This is a genomic window from Clostridia bacterium, assembly GCA_014360065.1.
In the GTDB taxonomy this organism is placed as follows: Bacteria; Bacillota; DSM-521; order Neomoorellales; family JACIYF01; genus JACIYF01.
Genome location: JACIYF010000017.1, coordinates 16,137 through 34,111 on the forward strand (window position 1 = coordinate 16,137; position 17,975 = coordinate 34,111).

Here is a 17,975-nt window from a genome sequence, read left to right on the forward strand (position 1 = left end):
TGGCTAGTAAAGGCGGGACCCAGGTTGACCAAGGCCAATAGGGACTTGGAGGAGGCGCTCAGCCAGCAGCGCCATGGTTTTTTAAACAGCTTGCAGGTGGTATCGGGGTTGCTCCAGCTAGGCAGGCTGGAGGAAGCCAAAGAATATGTTGCTAAGATAGCTTCCCAGATCAAAGAGGAAAGTAGCCGCTATCATACCCAACCCTTGGAGGTGGTAGCCAAGCTCAGCGCCTGGCGCCACCGTTTGGAAGCCAACGGGGCGAGGGTATCCTTGGAACTTAAAGCTGACCTTTCTGGTTGGGACGGCGACCCGGAGTTGTTATCTGATGTACTGGAGGCGGCTTTAAGTCAACTACGTGCAGCCCTGGAGGCAGCGCCGCCTGAACAGTGCCAGGTCTGCTTGCGGGCTGAAAGGAAGGAAGCCGGGTATATGGTTCAGTTTAGCCTACCGGCGAGCGTTGCCACCCTAACCCAGCTTACCAGCGGACAGGAGGAGATTGCAAAGGCAGGCAAGGCCAAGCTCCCAGTCGCCATCTACGCATCCGGCGACGGCCAGGAGATGGGATGGACCGTGTTTCTGCCGGATATAAACTATGTTTTATGATCGGGCTCGTATCTTCGTCAAAGCCGGTGACGGCGGCAACGGTGCGGTTGCCTTCCGGCGGGAAAAATACGTTCCTCGGGGAGGTCCCAGCGGGGGCGATGGTGGCGATGGCGGCAACGTTATCTTAGTGGCTAGCCCAGACTTGCGCACTCTTTTGGACTTCCAGTACCGCCGTCATTTTCGGGCGGAGCGGGGCCGGCACGGAGAAGGCAAGAATCGGCATGGCAGAAGCGGTGAAGATCTCAGGATCGCGGTGCCTCCCGGCACCCAGGTGCGGGATGCTGAAACCGGCGAGTTGATAGCCGACTTGGACCGACCAGGCAGCCAAGCGGTGGTGGCCCGGGGCGGACGCGGGGGTCGCGGCAATGCTCGTTTTGCCAGCCCCCAAAATCGTGCTCCCACTTGGGCCCAACCCGGCCAACCGGGTGAAGAGAAGTGGTTGTTGCTGGAGCTGAAACTTCTAGCCGACGTGGGCTTGGTGGGCCTTCCCAATGCCGGCAAGTCGACTCTCCTAGCCCAAATATCAGCGGCCCGGCCCAAGATAGCTGATTACCCCTTTACTACCTTAGAGCCTCATCTGGGGGTGGTTAAACTCCCCTATTTTCGCAGCTTTGTGGTGGCGGATATACCTGGGCTGGTTGAGGGCGCCCACTTGGGGGCAGGGTTGGGACATGATTTTCTTCGCCATATAGAACGGACCCGCCTTTTGGTCCACCTGGTCAGCCTTTCTCCTCTGGATGGCGACCCCATGGAAAACTTTAAGGTCATCAACCAGGAGCTGGCCCTCTATGATCCGCCCTTGACCGGCAAGCCAATGCTGGTGGTGGCCAACAAGATAGATCTGCCCGAGGCTCAAGCAGCATGGCCCCAATTTAGGGACCAGGTGCAGCAGCTGGGCTGGGAGGAAGTATGGGCCATCTCCGGTGCCACCGGCCAGGGGGTGGAGGGCTTGCTTGAGCGGCTAGCGCGGCTGCTGGAAGCTGAGGAGAGGACTGAGGCCAATGGCAGTTGAAGAAACGTTGAGGCAGGCTAAACGGTTGGTGATCAAGGTAGGGACCAGCAGCCTAACTTACCCCACCGGCAAGATCAACCTTAACCAAATGGAGCGGCTGGTCAAAGAGATGGCCGACATTCTTAACCAGGCTCGGGAGATGGTGCTAGTGACCTCTGGGGCGGTGGGGGCGGGAATGGGCCGGCTAGGCTGGGATCGGCATCCCAAGACTATGCCCGAGAAACAGGCGGCGGCTGCGGTGGGACAAGGCCTGCTCTTACATATGTATGAGAAGTTTTTCAGCGAGTTTGGCTACGTGGTAGCACAGGTACTGCTTACCCGGGAGGATTTGGCCGACCGCAAGCGCTACCTCAATGCTCGCCACACCCTAATGAAGCTGCTAGAGTTTGGAGTTATCCCTATCATCAACGAGAACGACACCATTGCCGTGGAGGAAATCCGTTTTGGCGACAACGACACCTTGGCGGCCCTGGTGGCCGGTTTGGTGGATGCCGATCTGCTCATCTTGCTCACCGATACCGGGGGCTTATATACCGCCGACCCCCGCCAGGACAAGAATGCCAAAATCATTCCCGTAATAGAAGAGATCACCCCGGAAATCGAGGCTTTGGCCCAGGGGAAAGGGAGCCGGTGGGCCACCGGGGGGATGGTCACCAAGATCCAGGCAGCTAAGATTGCGGTGGATTCCTGTATCCCCATGGTGATTGCCAGCGGTTTTGAGCCTTGGGTTATGGCTGACATTTTAAGTGGCAAGCTTAAGGGCAGCCTGTTTGTACCTCGGGAGGGAAAGGTTGGCAGCAAAAAGCGCTGGATTGCTTTTAGTTCCGATGTGGCTGGAGGCATATACGTTGACCCTGGAGCAGAAAAAGCTATAGCCGATGGGGGCAAATCGCTTTTGCCCAGCGGGATAGTGGATGTGGAAGGTGATTTTGAAGCCGGGAGCGTAGTCAGCATTTTTGGTGCTTCCAAGCAGGAATTTGCCCGGGGGATAGTTAATTATTCTTCCAGGGAAATTGGGTTAATTAAAGGTAAAAAGACCAGCGAAATTGCCTCCATCTTGGGGCATAAGGACTACGACGAGGTGATCCATCGCGATAACTTGTGCCTCAAGCACTAAGCCAAGCTAGGGGAGCGCCTCACGTTGCAAGCCGGACAACCAGGCAAGGAAAAGGCAAGTGGGCGGTGCGGGGGCAAATGTCTTTTGGAGAGAAAGGAAGGAGTACATAAATGCCCAAGGAAGTCCACGAAGAGGTTCTAACCAAGGCCCGGCTAGCCAAGGAGGCCAGCCGCCAATTGGCGGTGATGTCCAGCCAGGCTAAAAACCATGCCTTGGAAGCCATGGCTCAGGCTTTGGAAAAGAAATACGAAAGCCTGCTCGAGGCCAACGAGGTGGACATGGAGGCTGCTAAGGCCAAGGGCTTCAGCCGAGCTCTCTTGGATCGCCTTTTGCTTACTCAGGATCGGATCATGGAGATGGCTAAAGGGTTGAGGGCATTGGTAGCCTTGGATGATCCCATCGGCGAGACCATCCGTATGTGGACCCGACCCAATGGTCTTGAGATCGGCCAAGTGCGGGTACCCCTGGGGGTAGTGGGCATGATCTATGAGGCCCGCCCCAATGTTACCGTAGATGCAGCTGGGCTTTGTCTTAAGACTGGAAATGCGGTCTTGCTGCGGGGAGGATCCGAGGCCATTAATTCCAACGCTGCCCTAGCTCGGGTGATTGCTGCTGCCGCTGAAGGGGCGGGGATGCCAGCCGGCTGCATCCAGCTGATTGAGAATACCGACCGGGAAGCAGTAAATCTAATGATGACTTTAAATGAGTATTTGGACGTGCTCATCCCCCGAGGTGGAGCTGGGCTCATCCAAGCTGTAGTTAAGAATGCCACCGTGCCAGTTATCGAAACGGGAGTAGGGAATTGTCACATTTACGTGGATGAAGATGCGGATATCGACATGGCTACTGCCATTGTGGTGAATGCTAAGACCCAACGTCCTGGGGTGTGCAATGCGGCCGAGACCTTACTGGTGCACCAGCGTATAGCGGAGAAGGCACTACCGCCCATAGCTGAAAAGCTCCAGGCGGCAGGGGTGGAGCTGCGTGGATGTCCCCGAGCGGTGGCCTTGGTGCCAAGTATGGAGGCGGCCACCGAGGAGGACTGGGCGACGGAGTACTTGGACCTTATTATGGCGGTTAAGGTGGTGGACAGCTTTGAGGAAGCGGTGGATCACATCAATCGTTACGGCACCAAGCATTCTGAAGCCATCGTCACGCAAAGTTACCAGCGGGCCCGCCGCTTCCAAAAGGAAGTAGATGCTGCTTGTGTCTACGTTAACGCTTCCACCCGCTTTACCGATGGTTTCCAGTTCGGTTTTGGGGCCGAGATCGGCATCAGCACCCAGAAGCTCCATGCTCGGGGGCCCATGGGCCTGGAAGCTCTGACCAGCATCAAGTATGTGATTAATGGTGAGGGCCAGATCCGCCAATAGATCTTCCCAACCCAGCATCGGTCCTCACCCGCAGCCAGATGAGTCATCCCTGCCTTCTGGTCTGCCCTAGGCCTCGTAAGCCAGCGACTTTTCTTGAGCGGCTAGCCCAACTTAGCGAGGCTGCAAATGGAGGCGGGGCCCGAAGGCATGGACGCCCGAGGCTGGCGTCTACTGAAAACTGGGATGCTCCAGCGCAGCCAGCTCTTGATAGTGGTGGAGGACTTATGCTATACTTTGAGCCGTGGGGGCGTGTAGCTCAGCTGGGAGAGCATCTGGTTCGCATTCAGAAGGTCACGGGTTCGAATCCCGTCACGTCCACTGGTATCCCGCGATGGAGATCGCGGGATTTTTTTAAACCACCTGACGGCTAAATAGGTAGATCAAAGAGGTAAAATCATGCCAGCATCGCTTGCCCAAGGCCGCTACGGCTATGGGCTTATGGGAGGAACCTTCGATCCGATCCATTATGGCCACTTGGTAACCGCCGAGGAGGCGCGGGTGGAGTTTGGACTCAAGAAGGTGGTCTTTATTCCCTCCGGAAGGCCCCCGCACAAGGAAGAGCGGCCCATTACTCCAGCTCAGCACCGCTACATCATGACTTCCCTGGCTGTTGCTACCAACCCCTTCTTTGAAGTGTCGCGGGTGGAAGTAGACCGGCCTGGATATTCCTATACTTATGAGACGGTAAAGCATTTTCGGGAGCTAATTGGCGCGGAGGCGGAGATCTTTTTTATAACCGGAGCCGATGCCCTCCTAGAAATCCTTACCTGGAGAAATATCGACGATCTCATGTCCAGCTGCCAGTTTATCGGCGCCACCCGCCCAGGTTACGGGATCCAAGAGCTCAACGGCTTTCAGGCTGGCCTTAAGCCTGAGTATCGGTCCCGGATCCACCTTTTGGAGGTTCCCGCCCTGGCCATTTCTTCTACTGATATTCGGCGGCGGGTGAAGTCAGGCCGGTCGATCAAGTATTTAGTCCCGGAAGCGGTGGAACGCTACATTATAAGCAACCGGCTCTACGTGTAGTCGAGCTGCGCAGCCTTAGCTCCCGGCCAGTTATTCGGACACAGCTGGTGCTAGCCGGCATGGGCGACAAAGATTCGTTTAGTTTGACAGCTAAATGGAGCCGTGTTAGAATGTTTCCAGGCATTGGGTTTCAACCACCCGGCCTACCGCTTAGCGGGCATTAATTTTGGAGAGGTGAATGTTTTGGTCCGGACCCTGTATGTTGGCAACCTTCCCTGGAGTACTACTGAAGAGGAACTGGCGAAGGCGTTTTCGGTCCACGGTGAGGTGATCAGTACCCGCATCATTACCGACCGCCAAACCGGCAGATCGCGCGGTTTTGGATTTGTGGAGGTAAACGATGTTGACGCCGACCGCATGGTTCGCGCTATGAACGGCGCTCAACTGGGCTCTCGCACCCTGACTGTCAACGAAGCGCGGCCCAGGGGCTAAGGGTAACCACCTAACTCCTTGGGAAGGAGGGAGTGGTTACTGGACTCCAGGACAATTGCATTAGAGGCAGTCAAGGCTGCGGAAAAGGTGAAAGCGGAAGATAGTGTAATTTTAAACCTCAAGGGTATAACCTTGATCGCTGATTACTTTGTTCTTTTAAGCGGCCGCTCTTCAACCCAGGTGCAGGCCATTGCCGATAGCATAGAGGAAAGGTTAACGGAGCAGGGCATAAAACTGCTGCGCAGGGAAGGTTACCAGGAAGCCCGCTGGATCCTATTGGATTTCGGTAGCGTGGTGGTTCATGTTTTCCGCGAAGAAGACCGACGCTTCTACAGCTTGGAACGGCTGTGGGGGGACGCTAGGGTCGAGGAGGCCAAGGAAGAAAAAGCTTAAGAACTAAAGGCGAACTGAAGGCGTGCACCCTGCACCCCCTGCCAGCGTTGACTTGCAGGGGGTGCTAGCATATAATGGGTCAAGACAAGTCAAGGAAGGCTCTAGATTGCACCCAACGCGAAGAACGGGAGTAGTAGGAGGGTTCAAGCCTCGAAGAGAGCCGTTGGCTGGTGGAAAACGGCAGGACACCTTCCCAACTCGCCCGGGAGTTTAGCGGTGCCGTAGGCAGGCGTTAACTGCTTAAGCGGGTTGCTGGCTGAATCCTTGGTCGGCAGCCAACTGGGGTGGTACCGCGGGAGATTCCCGCCCCGAGGAGGGGCGGTTTTTTTATGGGCGGAAATGGAAATTGACAAAAGAGCACCCCGGGCGGCTGGCTGCACAGCTAGCCATGAAAAAAGCACGTAGGGGATGCTGGGGCGCTGGTCCGCAAGCGACATAAGCCGACCCAGCACTCAACCATGAAGCTGGGGCGTGGGTCTTTGTAGAGGTCACGTAGGTGCAGGCAGCTCTTGCTAGTGTAACCGAGTGTAGCGTTGAGTGTTGAGCGGAACCCGAGATGGAGCTTTGGGTGGCTCCGCGAAGGATTTCGGAGCGGAGGAACGGCGCTCCAGCTAGAGATATACGTTTTTCCGGGAGGTGAAGGTAGTGGAAGATAGGTACCAGTTTAAAGAGATTGAGCGCAAATGGCAACAGAAGTGGGAAGAAGAGAAGCTCTATCAGGTGAGCGAGGGTGGCCCGCGGCCCAAGTATTATTGCCTGGAAATGTTTCCCTACCCTTCAGGGAATTTGCACATGGGGCATGTCCGCAATTATTCTATCGGCGATGTGGTCGCCCGCTTCCATACTATGAAAGGATACAATGTCTTGCATCCTATGGGGTGGGATGCCTTTGGTCTCCCAGCCGAAAATGCTGCCATCCAGCATGGAGTCCACCCGGCTGACTGGACTGCTGCCAACATTGCCAATATGCGCCGGCAACTTCGCTCTCTGGGGTTGAGTTACGACTGGGAACGGGAAGTGACTACCTGTCAGCCCGATTACTATCGCTGGACCCAATGGCTGTTCTTGCAGCTTTACAAGGCAGGATTGGCCTATAAGGCCAAAGCCCCGGTAAACTGGTGTCCATCCTGTCAGACGGTGCTGGCCAACGAGCAGGTAGTAGCGGGGGAGTGTGAGCGCTGTGGCACAGCAGTTACTAAAAATGACTTAGAGCAGTGGTTTTTCCGGATTACCAACTATGCTGATCGGTTGCTGGAAGATCTAAAGAAACTTCCGGGTTGGCCGGAGAAAGTCAAGGTCATGCAGGAAAACTGGATCGGCAGAAGCGAGGGCGCCGAAATTCACTTTCGGGTAGCCAAGACCAATCAGCCGCTAACCGTGTTTACTACCCGGCATGACACCGTGTATGGCGCCACCTACATGGTGTTAGCTCCGGAGCACCCGCTGGCCGAGGAGCTGGCCCGAGGCACCGGCCAGGAGGCCCAGGTGCACGCCTTTATCGAGAAAGCCAAGCGGCTTGAGGTTGAGGACCGGACTGGTGGCGCCCACGAGAAGGAAGGCGTTTTCACGGGGGCCTATGCAGTGAACCCCATGACCGAAGAAAAAATCCCCATTTGGTTGGCTAATTACGTGCTGATGGAGTATGGCACCGGAGCGGTAATGGGAGTGCCGGCCCATGACCAGCGTGACCTGGAGTTCGCCCGCAAGTATCAATTGCCGGTTCGAGTAGTTATAAAGCCACCGGAGCAGGAACTGGAGGCTGAGACCATGACCGAAGCCTATGACGGTCCCGGCACCATGGTCAATTCCGGCCCCTTCACCGGTTTATCGAACCAGGAAGGCAAGGAGCGGATTGCGGATTTCCTAGAGGCCCATGGTCTGGGACGGCGCCGGGTCAATTACCGCTTGCGGGACTGGTTGATTTCCCGGCAGCGCTATTGGGGTGCGCCCATACCCATTATTTATTGCCCCCAGTGCGGTACTGTCCCTGTACCCGAGAAGGATCTGCCGGTTCTCTTGCCGCGGGAGGTGGAATTCAAGCCTACCGGGGAATCGCCGCTTAAGGGGTGCAAAAGCTTCCTCCACACCAACTGCCCGCAATGTGGGGGTCCGGCCACCCGCGAGACCGACACCATGGATACTTTCGTCTGCTCTTCCTGGTATTATTACCGCTATGCTGATGCTCATGCCCAGGAAGTGCCCTTCCACCGCGATCGGGTCGATTACTGGCTCAATGTGGACCAGTACATCGGCGGGGTGGAGCATGCCATCCTGCACCTGATGTACTCCCGGTTCTTCACCAAGGTACTCTATGACTTGGGGTTGGTAGGTGTCGAGGAGCCATTCCAAAATCTTTTGACCCAAGGCATGGTTCTAAAGGATGGCGGCAAGATGTCCAAGTCGCGGGGCAATGTAGTCAGCCCTGAGGAAATCATTGATCGCTACGGCGCCGATACGGCTCGCCTGTTCATCCTTTTTGCTGCTCCCCCGGAGCGCGACTTGGAATGGAGCGACCAGGGAGTGGAGGGCTGCTATCGCTTCCTCAACCGGGTCTGGCGGCTGGTGGCTGCCTATGCCGATAAAGTCAAGGGAGTAAATTCCTATGGCCACGGCGGCGCCGGCAATGGGGAAGCTAGCGCTGGGCCCAAGCTCAATGACCAGGACCGGGCTATCCGGCGTATCGTCCATGCCACCATCAAGAAGGTTACTGAGGATATAGCCGAGCGGTTTAATTTCAATACCGCCATCAGCGCCATAATGGAAATGGTCAATTCCTTGGTCCGTTATCATGAGGAGGTGCCTTGGAGCCAACAAAATCTGGCTCTAGTAAAAGAAGCCTTGACCTCCTTGACCTTGCTTTTAGCTCCCTTCACGCCTCATATCGCTGAGGAGCTTTGGCAAAACCTGGGGTGGGAGGGCAGCGTGCACCGGCAGCCCTGGCCGCAGTATGAGCCTGAGGCCTTGGCCCAAGAGCAGATCACGGTGGTAGTGCAGGTAAATGGAAAAGTTCGGGATCGGGTGCAGGTTCCGGCAGGAATCTCTGATAAGGAACTCGAAAAAATAGCTATGGAGCAGCAAAGGATCAAGCCTCACCTAGCCGGGAAGGAGATTGCCAAGGTGATCACCGTTCCGGGCAAATTGGTCAACATCGTAGTTCGGTAGCCATTGAGTTCCTTTGAGCCGGTGGAGCCATGTGGGATCGCTTGGACCGAAAAGCGCACTTCGTCCTGTTGCTTTTAGCTGCAGCCATCTTGTTTGGGGCTGGGGCTCAGTTTGGTCGCTGGAGCCAAAACCGCAACCAGGCGGTTTTGGCCCTCCAGTCCAGGGGCGGCGAGGGGCCGGGGGTTGCCATCGACCCGGGCACCATGGTTGGCTCGGATGCCAACTCGGGTTCTGGACCCCAGCAACAGGGTGAACTAGCAGTGCACGTGGTGGGAGCAGTTTCCAAGCCAGGGGTATACCGGCTAGCAGCCGGAGCTCGGGTGGAGGAAGCGGTTAAAATGGCCGGTCCGCTCCCGGAAGCCGATCTTAACCGGCTGAACCTAGCAGCCCCCCTGATCGACGGCCAACAGGTGATAGTACCCAAAGCAGGGGAAAGCCTTGCCAGCAACGGTATAAGTCCCGGCGCTCCCGGCAACGCCGGGAGCGCCGCCGGACCTTCCCCGGCAGGCGCGGGCGCAAGCCCTGCATCTGGCAAGGTAAATATCAATACTGCCAGCGCCCAGGAGCTGGATAAGTTGCCAGGCATTGGCCCTACTTTGGCTCAGAGGATAGTGGATTATCGCTCCCAGCACGGCCCCTTTAGGAGCCCAGAGGATATTAAAAACGTATCTGGCATTGGCGATTCTCGTTACGATCAGATCAAGGATCTGATCTCGGTTTATTAGATCGCCAGCCAAGCAAGTAAGGTGGTGGCCGGGGTAGTAACCAGGTCTGGAAGTATCGTGGCTAAAAAGATCATCACGGGTAATCGAGTTGGAAAGGGGGAACCAAGGTAATGGCAAGCTCGGAGGGAAGGTTGGTTGCGTGGCAGATTGAGGATGGGGTGGCAGTAATCACCATTAACCATCCGCCGGTAAATGCCCTCAACCGCCAAGTAATGCAGGAGCTCGACCAGTGCCTGGATGAGATTGCGGCTGACCCCAACGCCAGAGCGCTGATCGTTACTGGCGCTGGAGAAAAAGCGTTTGTGGCCGGGGCCGATATCAGTGAATTCCCATCGTTGACAGGCGAGGTGGGCGAAAAGATGTCGGCGGCTGGCCAAGCGGTGCTAGACAAGTTGGAAGCCCTTGCGATTCCAACTATTGCCGCCATCAATGGTTTTGCCCTGGGCGGCGGCTGCGAATTGGCTTTGGCCTGTGATATTCGGGTGGCAGCTGAGAATGCCCGCCTAGGGCAACCGGAGGTCAACTTGGGCGTCATTCCCGGCTACGGTGGCACCCAGCGATTGGCCCGGGTAGTGGGCCCAGGTAAGGCCAAGGAGCTCATCTTCACCGGGGAACACATTACCGCAGCCGAAGCCTACCGGATAGGCTTAGTGGATCGGCTGGTTCCGGTTGGCCAGGCTTTAGCCGAGGCCAAGAATCTAGCTCAAACCATCCTTAAGAAGGGTCCTCTGGCCATTAGAGCCGCCAAGAAAGCTATCAATCAAGGCCTGGACCTACCGCTCAAGGAGGGCCTCAAGGTGGAGGCCAGGTTGTTCGGGGAACTATGCAACAGCGAGGATCAAAAAGAGGGGGCCAAAGCGTTCTTGGAGAAGCGCCCGGCCCAGTTTAAAGGTAAATAAGGAGGCATATTAAGTGGCAGAGATCAAAACCATAGGCGTGGTAGGCGCCGGGATTATGGGCGCTGGCATTGCTCAAGTAGCAGCCCAGGCTGGCTACCAGGTGGTGATGCGAGATATCGAGGATCGCTTTGTGGAGAAAGGCCTAGCTTCCATCAAGAAAGGCATAGGCCGGCTGGTGGAGAAGGGCAAGATGGCTCAAGATGAGGCTGACGCCATCCTTAGCCGGATCAAAGGTACCACCGATCTCAACGACCTCAAAGAGGCTGACTACGTGTGCGAGGCCATCATTGAGCAGCTGGAAGCCAAGCAGGAGCTATACCGGCAGCTGGACGGCATCTGCCGGCCCGAGGTTATCTTCGCGTCCAACACCTCCGGCCTCAGCATTACCGCCATGGCGGCGGCTACCCAGCGGCCCGACAAAGTGGTGGGTATGCACTTCTTTAACCCGGTGCCGCTTATGAAGCTGGTGGAGCTAATCAAGGGCGCCGACACTTCGGAGGAAACCTTTGCTACCGCTAGGGAATTGGCCATCAAATGGGGCAAGGAACCCATTACCGTCAATGAAGCGCCGCTATTTGCGGTCAACCGCATCCTCTGCCCCATGATCAACGAGGCCATCTTTGTGCTCCAGGAAGGTATTGCCAGTGCCGAAGATATCGACAAGGGTCTAAAGCTGGGTGCTAGCCACCCCATTGGCCCCTTGGCTTTGGCCGACCTGATCGGCTTGGATACCTTACTGTTTGTTATTGAAACTTTGTACCGGGAGACCGGGGACTCCAAGTACCGGCCGGCACCACTTCTGCGCAAGATGGTTCGGGCCGGGCGCCTGGGAAGGAAAACTGGCCGAGGCTTCTACGATTATACCCAGAAGTAGTTGGGCCTAGATCCTCCAGGCTTGGATGCAGGTTTCGGCGGCCGGGGTTACCAGCAGCACTCCGGCTGCCGTTTTTTCTCCTTGCTCCTCGGTGTCCTTTGCGCTGGGCTTTTTGCCGGTGAGCTGGCGGTACACTATCGCCACGGGAGCAGGGCTGTCCTTGGGGGCATCGCAGTAGCGGGCCGTCAATTGGGCGGCGGCCGCCAGCTCCTCGCTTCCCACCCTACCGGTGGCGATGGTCAGCGGCCCTTGGTAATCCTTGGCCTCCAGCAGATAGTCGCCCTCCCGAGCCAACTGGCAAAGCTTCTCGTTTTCCGCCTGATTCCGGCCTACGATAACCTTGGCTTGGGGCGAAACCCGGAAATGCCTTCCTAGATTGAGGCGGTTGACTTCGGCGTAGCTAAGGCTACCCTGGTAGCGCAAAAGATCGGCTATTTTCTTGCCGTATTCCTTGTAGGTGAGAAGGCAGCCTCCAGCGGGGGTGGCAAAGCCGGTGATGCCATAGCGCTCGGCCAAGGCCAGCTGCTCCTTGCGGGAGCGCCCCTTTATGCCCAGGAGCTTGGACCGGTCCACCCACCCCTTGATTTCAGGGATGGTGGGCTTCATCACCAGAGCCGACAGGGGACGCAAAACTAACCCCTCCAGGCCGGATTCCCGATCAATGATGGCCATGGCATCGGGCCGTTGGGAGTTAGGCCGTTGGCCTACCACTTCGCCGGTTATGAGGTATGCGGCCTCAAGCTTAGGGAACAAGCTAGCGGCCAGCTTGAAACCGTATATCCGGCAGTCGGTGCAAGGATTCATATTCTTGCCGTAGCCAAAGCGAGGATTTTCGATCACCCGCAGGTAGTCTTCCGGGTATGGTTGCACGTGTAGTTTCACCCCCAACTGTCGGGCCAGGTCAACCACGTAGTCGGGAGCTTCGGTACCGTTCTTAGATTGATAAAAGGGGCTGGTGAAATGCAAGGCCTCCACCGTGGCGCCTGCTTCCTGAGCCACCTTTACTGCTAGTGCACTATCCAAACCGCCTGAAAACAGGGCGAGACCTTTCATCTCATGTACCTCCTTCTTCCAGACCGTAATCCTATTAGGGTGGGGCGCTGTTCCTTCGCTCCGTAATCCTTTGCGGAGCCACCCATCCTTGCTGTCCAATCTTAAATCTTAACCAGATTACTCGGAATTGTAAACAGGCGCTTTTATGACCATAAAAATTTGCTCCTAGAAGGATTTTAAGTCTAGCGTGCCGAATACTAAATTGTACTTAATCAGAATTGCATATGAATCTCCGAGCCAGGAAGGCCTAAAGGCTAAACGATAGCTTATGGCGCCTGGCCTGAGCCTTAGAGCTCACGGGGTGCAGGGACTTCGGTCCAACCGGAAACGGCTGCGCCTCCACGTATGGGAAGGAGATATGTTTACCCTGTATCCTCCCCATACAGGGTTTTTTCATGCTAGGGGGCGGAAATTTGTTAGAGGCGGCAGGCATTATTCTCTCCGGCGGCAAGAATTCGCGCATGCGCGCCAACAAGGCCTTTTTAACCGTAGGAGAGCAGCGTATCATCGATAAGACTGTGTTCCTGTTTAAGAGGATCTTCCCCCAAGTGATCGTGGTTACCAATCAACCCGAAGCCTATGCCTATCTAGGAGTTGAGCTAGCCCGGGATCGGGTGCTGGGCATGGGACCGTTGAGCGGTATGGAGGCGGGCCTAAAGGTCTCTTCCTATTTTTACAATTTCCTTGTGGCCTGCGATATGCCCTTCATCAACTCTAGGTTTATAGAGTTATTGCTGGAGAGAACTGTCGATGAGAAGGGCCAAACCTACGATGTGGTAATTCCGCGGATGGCTGACGGGCGATTGCAGCCCCTTTATGCCGTTTATTCCAAGAATTGCCTTGCGCCCATTAAGGCTTGCCTGGATAGAGGCATTTCGAAAATTCTTGAGTTCTACACTCAGATCCGGATACGGTATGTCGAGGAAGCAGAGCTGGCTGCCTATGGGGACGTGAAAGCTACCTTCTTTAACGTCAACACTCCCGATGATCTGACCAAGGCGCAAGCCATGGCCCAGCTGCTGGGCGATTGAGTGCTGGGCAGAGCCGAAGCCAGCCGCTTCCCCCATCACTGGAGGCCGAGATGAGCGCTAAGTGGCTCCGCGCAGGATAACAAATCTTTTTCTGGAAAAGAGAGGACAATGGCTATGCAGAAGGTAAGGGTTGAAGAAGCGGTGGGGATGGTGCTGGGCCACGATCTGACCAAGATCATACCTGGCCAGTCCAAGCGGGCAGCCTTCAAAAAGGGTCATATTATCCAACCCGAAGACATTCCTCAACTTTTGGATATGGGTAAAGAGCACCTGTACGTGTTGGACCTAGGCGAAGACCTGGTTCACGAGGATGAAGCTGCCCAGCGGATAGCCCGGGCCGCGGTGGAAAAGCCTCGCCCTGACGGCTCTCCCGACGGGGTTGGATTTGTCATCAGCTCTCCCTCCGAGGGTAAAGTCAATATTACCACCGCCCACCGAGGGCTGTTGCAGGTGAGGGCGGAGCTGGTGGATGCCATTAACTCTATCGATGACGTGGTTCTGGCGACCTTGGGCAACAACCTACCGGTGGAAAAAGGCGAGCTGGTGGCTGGTTCCCGGGTCATACCGCTGGCTATCCCCAAAGCGGCCATTATCAAGGTGGAGGCCATATGTGCCCAGGCGGGGCCGGCGTTGGACCTTTTGCCTTACCGCACCCATCGGGTGGGGATAGTCACTACCGGCAACGAGGTATTTTCGGGCCGGATCCAGGATGGCTTTGGGCCAGCCATCAAGAAGAAGCTGGCCCAGTACCCGGCGGAAATATTGGGACAGGAAATCGTTCCCGATGACGCCCAGCGCATTCGGGAAGCCATTTTTAGGTTCAGGCAACAAGGGGCCACCCTAATCCTGGTGACCGGAGGAATGTCGGTAGATCCCGACGATGTTACCCCCAGCGCCATCCGGTCTACCGGCGCCGAAGTGGTTACTTATGGAGTGCCGGTGCTCCCCGGGGCCATGCTCCTGGTAGCCTACCTGGAGGGCTTGCCGCTTGTAGGAGTGCCTGGGTGCGTTATGTACGACAAGACCACCGCCTTTGACTTGGTGCTGCCGCGGCTGTTTGCGGGAAAAAAGATTACCAAGCCGGAGCTAGTAAAGCTGGGCTATCGGGGACTGTGCCGCAAGTGTGAGGTTTGTGTCTGGCCCCGCTGCAGCTTCGGGCAGGGGGAGGCGTAGAATGCCGTGCAGCAAATGCTGGCGCTGGAAGCGGCGCAAGAATTGGTATTGAGTCGGGTTCGGCTTTTGAAATCAGAGGTTGTGCCCCTGACCCAAGCCAGCGGTCGGGTATTGGCCCAGGATATAAAGGCGAAGGATCCCCTGCCGCCCTTCAACCGTAGCGCTGTGGACGGCTATGCTGTAGTTGCCCAAGCTACCCAAGGTGCTTCGCCTCAAGCTCCGGTGACCTTACAGGTCATTGAAGAGGTGGCGGCTGGGTACGTAGCCACAAAAAAGGTATCTTGGGGGACCGCCATCCGCATTTTGACCGGGGCGCCGGTTCCGGAGGGGGCCGATGCCGTGGTTCGGCAGGAGGAGGTCGAGCGCCAAGGTGAGCTTGTCAAGTTAAAAGGACCGTCTCGCCACCTTGAGAATATCGATTTAGCAGGCCGGGATGTAGCTACGGGCGAGCTAGTGCTGGCTAAGGGCACCCGAATTGGGACCGGAGAGGTGGGAATGCTGGCGGCCCTGGGGCACGCCCGAGTTGAGGTTTTCCAGCGCCCGCGGGTGGCCATTGTCAGCACCGGCGATGAAATCATCGATGTGGCTGAGCCCTTGGCCCCTGGCAAAGTGCGCAACAGCAACCTCTATGCCCTGGCGGCTTCGGTGGAAGCCGCCGGAGGCAAGCCGATCCTAGTGGGAGCGGTGCCCGACGATGCTGAAGCTATAGCCCGAGCCATCATGAGGGTTGCTCCTGAGGTCGATCTGATCATTAGTTCGGGCGGGGTGTCGGTGGGGGATTACGATTTGGTACACCGGGCTTGGGAACTCCTCGGCGCGGAAGTACTCTTTTGGAAAGTAGCCATAAAGCCTGGTACTCCCATCCTGTGGGGGCAGCTGGGCCCCGTGCCGCTGGCGGGGCTTTCCGGCAATCCCGCTGCCTGCCTGATCGGCTTTGAACAGCTAGTACGCCCGGTCATCAGGCGCTTGGGCGGCTATAACAAGGCTTTTTGGCCCCAGGTGACTGGCATCTTAGAAGACGCTTATTCCAAAGCTAGCCGCCAACGGCGATTCTTGCGAGCTCGGGCTCGCTGGCAGGAAGGCGAATGGCGTATTCGGCTCACCGGTGCCCAAAGCCCTGGCATCTTGAGGTCAATGCTGGGGTGTAATGCCTTAGTAGATGTGCCGGCCGGGAGCGGGCCGCTGGCTGCGGGGGAGAAGGTTAAGGCCTGGCTGTTGATCGAAGGCTTAGACTAAAGCGGAGGTTAGAAGGTATGGTTCCAGTTATCTCCATAGTAGGCCGTTCCGATACCGGCAAGACCACCCTGATTGAAAAGCTGGTGCCTGAGCTTAAAAGGCGGGGGTACCGGGTGGGCACCATTAAGCACGATGCCCACCAGTTTGAAATTGATGTGCCTGGCAAGGATAGCTGGCGCCACCGCCAAGCCGGATCCGATGCTACGGCCATATCTTCAGCTGACAAGCTGGCCATCATCTGGCGGGTGGAGGGGGAGAAGAGCTTAGATGAAGTGGCTGCCTACATGCAGGACGTGGATATCATTTTGACCGAGGGCTACAAGCGCTCCCACAAGCCCAAGGTGGAGGTTCACCGGGCGGAGCGAGGTGGGGAGCTGCTTTGTAACGACGATGAACTGGTGGCCGTAGCCACCGATGAGCCGGTGAATACCCAGGCGCCGTGTTTTGATATCAATGATGCCAAGGGCTTAGTCGATTTGTTGGAGGCAAGGTTCCTAAAGCCCAAAGCCTAGAGGTGGGGAGGTCAGCCAGGTGGAGGATCGATTTCGCCGCTTGATAGACTACCTTAGGGTTTCCGTAACCGACCGCTGCAATTTGCGCTGCCGGTACTGCATGCCTGAGGAGGGTATTCCCTTAAAAAGGCATGAAGATATCCTCCGCCTGGAGGAAATAGCTTACCTGGTTGATTGCGCGGCCGGTCTGGGGGTGCGCAAAGTGCGCCTCACCGGCGGTGAGCCCCTGGTAAGAAAAGACTTGCCGGCATTGGTTTCTCACCTCAGGGCTATTCCCCAGATTGAAGACCTCTCCCTTACCACCAATGGCCTTCTTCTAGCCCATTACGCTGGCGCCCTAAAGCAGGCGGGGCTCAATCGGGTGAATATCAGCCTGGATACCATGGACGCGGATCGTTACCGCTACATCACCCGAGGAGGAGATTTAAATCAAGTGCTGGCCGGAATAGAAGCGGCTAAGGAGGCGGGCCTTCATCCCATCAAGATCAATACCGTAGTGGTTCGGGGGTTTAATGATGACGAAGTGGTGGCCTTTGCCCGGATGGCCCAAGCCACCAATACTCACGTCCGCTTCATTGAACTAATGCCCATCGGTGAGGGAATGGCCTGGAGTCAGGATGCCTTTGTCTCTGCCGATGAGATTTTGGAGGCTCTCAGGGAGGAACTGGAGCTACGGCCTACCTCGGAGGTAGTCGGCAACGGGCCAGCCCAGTACTACGCTTTGCCGCAATCGACGGGAACCATAGGGTTCATTCCTGCCTTGAGCCATGCCTTTTGCCACCGGTGCAATCGCCTGCGGCTTACTGCTGAGGGCTCCTTAAGGCCATGCTTGCAGAGCGATGTGGAGGTTGATCTCAAGTCCCCCCTGCGGCAGGGGGCGAGCCGGCAGGAGATTGAGGGACTTTTCCTGCGGGCCTTGAAACTTAAACCCTGGCGGCATTGCTTTGATGCTGAGGGTTGGCTCCACCAGCGCCGGCGGATGTCACAAATTGGAGGCTAGAAACCTGAGAAGGTGCCTCATGTACGGCCAGGCGGGCCGGAGGGTAGGACACCCGGAGCCGGCCACGGACATGGAGGTCCGATTGGCCGGGAAGCCCGCCGGAACCTGAGATGGAGCACAAGCTCGCTCCGCGCAGGATTTCGGAGCGGAGGAACAGTTCCAGCTGGAAATACATGTTGGTGCATCCGAAAGAAGCATGAAAATGCCGAGGATGCTGGCGCAAGGCGACTTTGGGCGAGCCTCGCGAGACGTCGGCGAGACCGAGCCCGGAGGCGGGGCCGAGGACAGGACGTCCGAGGCCGGCCTCTTGAGACAGGAGGTCGAATTGGCCGGGAACCCCGCCGAAGGGCGAGG

17 protein-coding genes, 1 tRNA gene, 1 riboswitch and 1 other annotated feature are annotated in these 17,975 nt (G+C 56.9%); of the genes, 17 read left to right on the top strand and 1 reads right to left on the bottom strand.

Annotation, left to right across the window (positions count from 1 at the left end; translation table 11 throughout):
• Positions 1-24: 24 nt before the first annotated feature.
• From H5U02_04590 to H5U02_04645, 12 genes are all read left to right on the top strand, one after another.
• Entirely contained in the window at positions 25-603 is a 579-nt protein-coding gene (locus H5U02_04590) for a Spo0B domain-containing protein (protein ID MBC7341711.1), read from the top strand.
• On the top strand, positions 593-1,615 hold the full coding sequence (obgE, locus tag H5U02_04595) for a GTPase ObgE (protein MBC7341712.1): 1,023 nt from the start codon (positions 593-595) through the stop codon (positions 1,613-1,615). Before H5U02_04590 ends, obgE begins: the two co-directional genes overlap by 11 nt.
• On the top strand, positions 1,605-2,732 hold the full coding sequence (gene proB / locus H5U02_04600) for a glutamate 5-kinase (protein MBC7341713.1): 1,128 nt from the start codon (positions 1,605-1,607) through the stop codon (positions 2,730-2,732). Before obgE ends, proB begins: the two co-directional genes overlap by 11 nt.
• A 110-nt stretch (positions 2,733-2,842) precedes the next feature.
• Positions 2,843-4,105, top strand: coding sequence for a glutamate-5-semialdehyde dehydrogenase (locus tag H5U02_04605; GenBank protein ID MBC7341714.1), 1,263 nt, complete (start codon positions 2,843-2,845; stop codon positions 4,103-4,105).
• Positions 4,106-4,350: 245 nt separating this feature from the next.
• Positions 4,351-4,423 (top strand) — tRNA-Ala (locus H5U02_04610).
• 78 nt (positions 4,424-4,501) lie between these two features.
• Positions 4,502-5,131 carry a nicotinate-nucleotide adenylyltransferase gene (locus H5U02_04615; GenBank protein MBC7341715.1) on the top strand — a complete coding sequence of 210 codons (630 nt, stop codon included), beginning with the start codon at positions 4,502-4,504 and terminating at the stop codon, positions 5,129-5,131.
• A 183-nt stretch (positions 5,132-5,314) separates the two neighbouring features.
• Positions 5,315-5,563, top strand: a complete 249-nt coding sequence (locus H5U02_04620; protein MBC7341716.1) for an RNA-binding protein — start codon at positions 5,315-5,317, stop codon at positions 5,561-5,563.
• Between the two features lie 39 nt (positions 5,564-5,602).
• Positions 5,603-5,956: a ribosome silencing factor gene (gene rsfS / locus H5U02_04625; GenBank protein MBC7341717.1), complete on the top strand. Its 354-nt coding sequence runs from the start codon at positions 5,603-5,605 to the stop codon at positions 5,954-5,956.
• A gap of 111 nt (positions 5,957-6,067) precedes the next feature.
• Positions 6,068-6,270 (top strand) — a binding site (T-box leader).
• 331 nt (positions 6,271-6,601) lie between these two features.
• Entirely contained in the window at positions 6,602-9,118 is a 2,517-nt protein-coding gene (locus H5U02_04630; GenBank protein ID MBC7341718.1) for a leucine--tRNA ligase, read from the top strand.
• A gap of 203 nt (positions 9,119-9,321) precedes the next feature.
• On the top strand, positions 9,322-9,843 hold the full coding sequence (locus H5U02_04635) for a ComEA family DNA-binding protein (protein MBC7341719.1): 522 nt from the start codon (positions 9,322-9,324) through the stop codon (positions 9,841-9,843).
• Between the two features lie 110 nt (positions 9,844-9,953).
• Positions 9,954-10,742, top strand: a complete 789-nt coding sequence (locus H5U02_04640; protein MBC7341720.1) for an enoyl-CoA hydratase/isomerase family protein — start codon at positions 9,954-9,956, stop codon at positions 10,740-10,742.
• Between the two features lie 22 nt (positions 10,743-10,764).
• On the top strand, positions 10,765-11,616 hold the full coding sequence (locus H5U02_04645) for a 3-hydroxybutyryl-CoA dehydrogenase (GenBank protein ID MBC7341721.1): 852 nt from the start codon (positions 10,765-10,767) through the stop codon (positions 11,614-11,616).
• A gap of 6 nt (positions 11,617-11,622) precedes the next feature.
• Here H5U02_04645 and H5U02_04650 read toward each other — a convergent pair whose 3' ends face one another.
• On the bottom strand, positions 11,623-12,669 hold the full coding sequence (locus H5U02_04650) for a 7-cyano-7-deazaguanine synthase (GenBank protein MBC7341722.1): 1,047 nt from the start codon (positions 12,667-12,669) through the stop codon (positions 11,623-11,625).
• A gap of 218 nt (positions 12,670-12,887) precedes the next feature.
• Positions 12,888-13,041, top strand: a riboswitch (molybdenum cofactor riboswitch).
• A gap of 41 nt (positions 13,042-13,082) precedes the next feature.
• On the opposite strand from H5U02_04650, the gene H5U02_04655 reads away from it, so the two are divergent.
• The 5 genes from H5U02_04655 to moaA all read left to right on the top strand — a co-directional run bounded on the left by H5U02_04655 (position 13,083) and on the right by moaA (position 17,621).
• A complete protein-coding gene (locus H5U02_04655; GenBank protein MBC7341723.1) occupies positions 13,083-13,700 on the top strand; it encodes a molybdenum cofactor guanylyltransferase in 618 nt (205 codons plus the stop codon).
• A 114-nt stretch (positions 13,701-13,814) separates the two neighbouring features.
• The gene (locus H5U02_04660; protein MBC7341724.1) at positions 13,815-14,873 is read left to right on the top strand and encodes a molybdopterin-binding protein; all 1,059 of its coding nucleotides are present in this window, start codon (positions 13,815-13,817) and stop codon (positions 14,871-14,873) included.
• Positions 14,874-14,879: 6 nt separating this feature from the next.
• Positions 14,880-16,109 (top strand): molybdopterin molybdotransferase MoeA, encoded by a 1,230-nt coding sequence (locus tag H5U02_04665; protein ID MBC7341725.1) that lies wholly within the window; start codon positions 14,880-14,882, stop codon positions 16,107-16,109.
• Positions 16,110-16,126: 17 nt separating this feature from the next.
• Positions 16,127-16,621 carry a molybdopterin-guanine dinucleotide biosynthesis protein B gene (mobB, locus tag H5U02_04670; GenBank protein ID MBC7341726.1) on the top strand — a complete coding sequence of 165 codons (495 nt, stop codon included), beginning with the start codon at positions 16,127-16,129 and terminating at the stop codon, positions 16,619-16,621.
• Positions 16,622-16,640: 19 nt separating this feature from the next.
• The gene (gene moaA, locus H5U02_04675; protein MBC7341727.1) at positions 16,641-17,621 is read left to right on the top strand and encodes a GTP 3',8-cyclase MoaA; all 981 of its coding nucleotides are present in this window, start codon (positions 16,641-16,643) and stop codon (positions 17,619-17,621) included.
• The last annotated feature ends 354 nt before the right edge of the window (positions 17,622-17,975 follow it).